Here is a 5,902-nt window from a genome sequence, read left to right as displayed (position 1 = left end):
AAGAGACAGGCTGTGATGGTCAATACTGGTTTTTCAAAGCTCTTGGTACCACGTTTCAAAATTTTGTCTTGAGGGGCCTCAAGGATTTCCTCTGTAACTTTTGGAGCGTCCTCTGTTTTAACTCCCTTAATGGTATTAAAAGTCTTGGTGATTTTTTTCTGACCTTCTTTACCTTCTTGAGCTACAACTTCTAAACCGTTTTTCAGTTGAGCATCTTCTTCAATCTTTTCTTCGAATGGAATCTTTTCAAGGCTTTCCTCTACAAGAGTTCCTTCAATTGGTTTTGTACCACGGCTTACCTGTTGGTTTACAGGCTCCTTGGTAACTTCTGTGCTAGTTGAAAGAACTTGGTCAGTTTTGACACCTTCTACCGTTTTATAGGTTGTTTTTGTAACTTGACTTCCTTTTTCACCATTTCGTAGGACAGTTTCTTCGTCTGTATACTTAGTTGGATCCTCAGTAGTTTCAGTTTTGTAGTCAAGTTCTGTAGTTGATTCTTCAACAAGGGTTCCCTCAGTCACCTTATACTCAGGTAATTGATCTTGAACAAGTGCTTGACCTGCTTTACCTTCCTCTTGGGTTCCTTTAGACTCTACTATAGCTTCTGGTAGTTCCGGTTGCGTTAAGGATTGACCTTCCTTACCTACCTCTTGAGTTCCCTTAGACTCTACTTTAGTCTCTGGTAGTTCCGGTTGTGTTAGAGCTTGACCTTCCTTACCTACCTCTTGAGTTCCTTTAGACTCTACTATAGCTTCTGGTAGTTCCGGTTGCGTTAAAGATTGACCTTCCTTACCTGCCTCTTGAGTTCCTTTAGACTCTACTTTAGCCTCTGGTAATTCCGGTTGAGTTAAAGCTTGACCTTCTTTGCCTGCCTCTTGGGTTCCTTTAGACTCTACGGTAGCTTCTGGCAATTCTGGCTGTGTTAGTGCTTGACCTTCTTTGCCTGCCTCTTGCGTCCCTTTAGCTACTTGGTGGCTTGGTTCAGTTTGTGGTACTGGAGTTGGGGCAGGTTGCACCTCTTTCTTCGTTCCGACTGCAATGACTTGCGACACAGGAGTTTGAACCACTTGGTCTTCAATGACTTCTCTAACTTCTTGACCATTGACCATCGATACTTTAGTTACAAGACGACGCTGACCCTTTACTCCTGCTGTGACGATACGAGTCTGTCCTTCTGCTAGATTCGCATCTGGGCTTGTGACCGTTTCAAAAGGAATCTCAACCAAGCTCTCTTCCTGTCTAACCTGAGGCTTCTCAGAAACTGGTTTTGCTTCAACCGCAGGAGCAACTGGATTCTCTACTACAGGTTTTTCGATGACAGTTTCTGGAGTGACAGCAGGTCTTTCTTGAACGACTTCTGTTTTCTCGATTTCATTTGCATTTTGCTTTTCTACTGGCAACTGAGGCTTCTCAGCTGAAGCTGATCTTGATGGATGGAGTTCTGCTTCCTTGAAGTATCCAATGTACTCATAGCCATCAATATGAATAATCCCTTCAGCTAAACCTTCATGTGTAGTGGCCGAAATAGTTTGGTTATAAGAAAGCAATTCTTTATTTTCAAATGCAAATGTTCCATAAGGTACAAAGGTGCTGGCTCCTAAAGAACCAATCATAAGAACACCTAGAACCTCTTTACGACCTTTTTTGGACACCAAAAAGACTGCTAGTGAGGCCGTTGCCAAACCAAGACCTGCCAAGGCTAGTTCCTTACTTCCTGTGTATGGAAGTTGTTGACTGTTAGTTGCCTTCTTACGATAAACTACATATAGAATATCATCATCTTGAAATTCTGTAGGAACCTCATGGTGAATCAGGGCTTTTTCAGACTCGGTCAATTCCTGCTCCGCCAAATAACGGTAATGAACACTATGAGCACTGCCAACTTCATTGGCTTGAACCTTATCTACTGAAAGGGCACTGGCTCCAAAAAGGAAGGCTCCGATGGCTACAGGACCTACCCCAACAGTTAGCTTACGAATCGAATATTTGGTGATTTTTTCTAGTTGTTGTTTTGTTTTTCTCATTTTCACGACTTTCTAATAGAATCTTGCGGATAGTGCGCACGCGCACCTCCAATTAATTTTGGACGACTAGCCAGTGCCGTTACGTGGGCATGACCAATCTCTCTCAAAAGAGGGCGAATCGGAACCTGAACATGCTTAACATGCATGCCAATTGCAGTGTCTCCGATATCCAATCCAGCATGAGCCTTGATAAATTCAACCTCAACTGGATCCTTCATAAACTTGAAGGCTGCCAACTGACCCGAACCTCCTGCATGAAGTGTAGGAAGGACACTGACAATTTCCAGACCAAACTGCTCTGCAACCTGACGTTCAACAACGAGAGCCCGATTGACATGTTCACAACCTTGAACAGCTAGATGAATTTCTTTTTCCTCTAAGATATCTAGGATGGTCTTCACAATGATTTCGCCAATTTCTTGGCTGGATTCCTTGCCAATCTGACCACCTATCACTTCACTAGAAGAGAGGCCCAAAACAAAGATAGATCCTTGCTTCAAATTGGCCTTTTCCAATACATCTTCTACAATCTGGCTTGTCTCTCTTTGAATGTCTTTTTCCTTCATACTTGATACCTCTTTTATCACTATCTATCATATCGTTTTTTCTTGTTTTTAGCAAGATAGACAACCTGAAAATCTTACTCCAACCTGCATAAAACTCCCAGAATTGACTGGGAGTTAGCTAGTTTCTATTCTATTTATGTATATTTCAACCGTCGTCCCTTTTTGGGGCCTAGAATCAATCTTCATCTGGTAATGTTCTCCAAAATGAAGTTTGAGCCGTTGGTCAATATTTTGAAGACCAACTCCCCCACGTTTGAGCTGACTTTGACTACTATCGCTAGCATCTTGGAAACCAACTCCATCATCCTCAATACGGATGACCAGTCCTGAATCCTGTTTCTGAACAGAAACTCTAATATGTCCCTGGCCTTCCTTTTCCTTAATGCCATGGTAAAGAGCATTCTCTACAAGAGGTTGTAGCACTAGCTTGGGCAAGACTAGATTATCAAAGGCAGGATTTTCATTAATTTCGTATTCCAGCTTATCGCCATAGCGTTGTTTCTGGATAAATAGATACTGGCGGACATGATTAATTTCATCAGACAGGCAAATCAAATCTTTACCCTGATTGAGCGCCAAGCGGAAATAAGTCGCCAAGGACTTGGTCACTTGCACCACTCTCTGACTATCTTGAAATTCAGCCATCCAGATGATGGTGTCCAAGGTGTTATAGAGGAAATGGGGGTTAATCTGGCTTGATAGAGCTTGAAGTTGGTACTGACGGGTCGTTTCTTCCTGCCTGCGAATATCTACCATCAGCTGATCAACCTGATCCAACATGGCATTGAACTGGCGAGTCACCTCTCTCAATTCATAAGCACCCGCTTCTTTGGCACGAAGATTCTGATTACCAGAAGCAATTTCCAGCATAGTTTCTCTCAAATCCTTCAAAGGGGCAATCCAGCGTTTAAGACTAAACCACACCAAGCAGAGACAAGCAAGAAGAGATGTGAAACTGGCTCCAAGCAAGGTCCACATGAGTTGACTCCGAACCTGGTCTAACTTCTCCAACGAAGACACGCCAAGCACCGTCCAATCAGTTCCAGCAATCTTTTCTTGACTGACATAGGATTGGTGGTCTGGAGTGTAACCCTGCCCTGTCTTAATATAGGGTTTCATGGCCTCCATTTCGCTAGACGAACTATAAACTGTATGTTGAGGATGATAAACAAATTCATGGTTTTCATTGATGATAAAAGCAAAGCCCTGCTGACCCAACTGGAGTTGGTTGAGATAGGCTTCCAGAGTTTCATAGGAAATATCCAAACGAAGTACACCTAGATTGGCTCCCTTTGCATCAACAAGTTCTTGAGTGACAGAAATGACCCACTGGCTATCTGATTTACGAGCTGGAGTTAAAACTGGTTTAGCTCCCTGATGAATAGCCTTTTGGTACCAATCCTCAGTCATCATATCTGAGGAAGTTTTCATCTGCACACTATCATCCGTAGAAATGACCTGACCAGATTTGGTTACCAGCACAACAGCTTTCAAGTCCTGGTCTGACTTTAAAATGGTCAAAAACAAATCTCGAATTCCCTTGACCTTTTCTTGACTGGGATTCTCAGCATAGGTTAGGACATCTGCCTGCTGGGTCAAACTGGTCGAGGTGGTTTCTAATTTTTTGATATAAGACTGGATAAAGTGGCTAGTCTGACTGATAGTCGTTTGGCTATTGCCCTCAATAGTAGCCTCAATGGCTGAAGAACTAGATTGATAGTAGAAAGTCCCAACCAGAGCTAGGAGAATGAGAAAGACCAGAAAGATGGAAATAACCATTCTGACTAGGAGAGAAGAACGTTTCATCGATCTTCCCCCTTCTTAAACTGGCGAGGTGTCACACCTGCAATCTGTTTAAAACGTTGGGTAAAATAGTTCATATCTTCAAAGCCAACCTTCTCTGCGATCTCGTAAATCTTCAGATCGGTAGTTAAAAGCAAAAGCTTGGCTTGTTTGACACGTTCTCGCACCAAATAATCCTGAAAAGGCAACCCCAGCTCTTTCTTAATCAAGGAACTCAGATAGGTCGGACTAAAGCCCAAGTCACTGGCTAAAGACTTTAAACTAAACTGGCTATCAGCCAGATGAGACTGGATTTTCTGGGCCATGTTTCCTTCAAACTTATCGGTCAGTAAATCTTGTAACTGCTCTTCTTTCTCTTCCTTGTCTAGTTTTTGCTTTATTTTCCCCAACATTTCCTCAATATCCTGACGAGAAAAGGGCTTGAGCAGGTAGTCATCCACACCGAGTTTGACAGCAGACAAGGCATAATCAAAATCATCGTAGCCTGTCAAAAAAACTAGATGAACCTGAGGATAGGTTTCTCGGACCAGACTGGCTAACTGGATACCATTTAGCTGGGGCATGTTGATATCGGTTAAAATGATATCCGGCACCTGCTTTTGAATCAAGTTCCAAGCCTGCCTTCCATTTTCAGCCTGACCGATGATTTCCATATCATAGGCTGCTACATTGACCAGCTTGGTCAAGCCTTGTCTTACCAGATATTCATCTTCTACAATTAAGATTGTATAGGTCATGCTTCTCTCCTTTGTCACTTACTAGTATCAGTATAGCAAAATTCTCCTCTAACTGCTTAGGAAAGCCCTCTTAATCTACATAATCTAGTAAATAAGCGTAGCCTTTTTCTTCCATTTGGTCTTTAGGAATAAAGCGGATAGAGAGACTATTGATACAGTAGCGTAAGCCACCCTTGTCCTGTGGACCGTCCGTAAAGACATGGCCAAGGTGAGAATCTCCCACTCGACTTCTTACTTCCATGCGCGTCATATTGTAGGACTTATCTTCTTTGTAAGTAGCAACATCTGGACTGATTGGTTGGGTGAAACTAGGCCAGCCACAACCAGACTCAAACTTATCCTTTGATGAAAAGAGGGGTTCGCCAGTTGCTACATCCACATAGATACCAGATTCAAATTTATCCCAGTAACGGTTTGAAAAAGCTCGTTCTGTTTGATTTTTCTGGGTGACTGCATACTCCTCAGGTGACAAGGTCTTTTTCAATTCCTCATTACTTGGTTTGGGATATTTGCTGGCATCGATGACGGGATAGGCCGCCTGATTGACATTGATATGGCAGTAGCCATTTGGATTTTTCTTGAGATAGTCTTGGTGGTAATCCTCAGCCACTACAAAATTTTTCAAGGTCTCCTTTTCAACTGCTAGAGGTTGATCGTATTTCTTAGCCACCTCATCAAAGACTTGGTTAATCACCTCTAAATCCTTGTCATCTGTGTAATAAACACCAGTACGGTACTGGGTTCCCACATCATTTCCTTGTTTATTTTTGCT

At 42.6% G+C, this 5,902-nt stretch carries 5 protein-coding genes; all 5 read right to left on the bottom strand.

The genetic code is table 11. The annotated features are described in order from the left end of the window. The coding region (locus QZ359_RS08755) for a G5 domain-containing protein (protein ID WP_293965874.1) at window positions 1–2,024 on the bottom strand (2,024 nt) is incomplete at its 3' end. Window positions 2,025–2,026: 2 nt separating this feature from the next. Further along, window positions 2,027–2,590 (bottom strand): TIGR01440 family protein, encoded by a 564-nt coding sequence (locus QZ359_RS08750; RefSeq protein ID WP_203175305.1) that lies wholly within the window; start codon window positions 2,588–2,590, stop codon window positions 2,027–2,029. 114 nt (window positions 2,591–2,704) lie between these two features. Beyond that, window positions 2,705–4,396: a sensor histidine kinase gene (locus QZ359_RS08745; protein WP_293965869.1), complete on the bottom strand. Its 1,692-nt coding sequence runs from the start codon at window positions 4,394–4,396 to the stop codon at window positions 2,705–2,707. Next, the gene (locus QZ359_RS08740) at window positions 4,393–5,130 is read right to left on the bottom strand and encodes a response regulator transcription factor (RefSeq protein WP_293965867.1); all 738 of its coding nucleotides are present in this window, start codon (window positions 5,128–5,130) and stop codon (window positions 4,393–4,395) included. Before QZ359_RS08740 ends, QZ359_RS08745 begins: the two co-directional genes overlap by 4 nt. Window positions 5,131–5,200: 70 nt before the next feature. Next, on the bottom strand, window positions 5,201–5,902 hold a 702-nt coding region (msrB, locus tag QZ359_RS08735), incomplete at its 5' end, for a peptide-methionine (R)-S-oxide reductase MsrB (protein WP_293965865.1).

Source organism: Streptococcus sp. (assembly GCF_019414905.1).
Classification (GTDB): domain Bacteria; phylum Bacillota; class Bacilli; order Lactobacillales; family Streptococcaceae; genus Streptococcus.
This window is presented reverse-complemented; position numbering and strand designations above follow the sequence as displayed.

Excerpts from the sequence above, each read along its gene's own strand:
- QZ359_RS08750 (WP_203175305.1), bottom strand. The coding sequence starts at position 2,590 with ATGAAGGAAAAAGACATTCAAAGAGAGACAAGCCAGATTGTAGAAGAT.
- QZ359_RS08740 (WP_293965867.1), bottom strand. The coding sequence starts at position 5,130 with ATGACCTATACAATCTTAATTGTAGAAGATGAATATCTGGTAAGACAA.
- QZ359_RS08745 (WP_293965869.1), bottom strand. The coding sequence starts at position 4,396 with ATGAAACGTTCTTCTCTCCTAGTCAGAATGGTTATTTCCATCTTTCTG.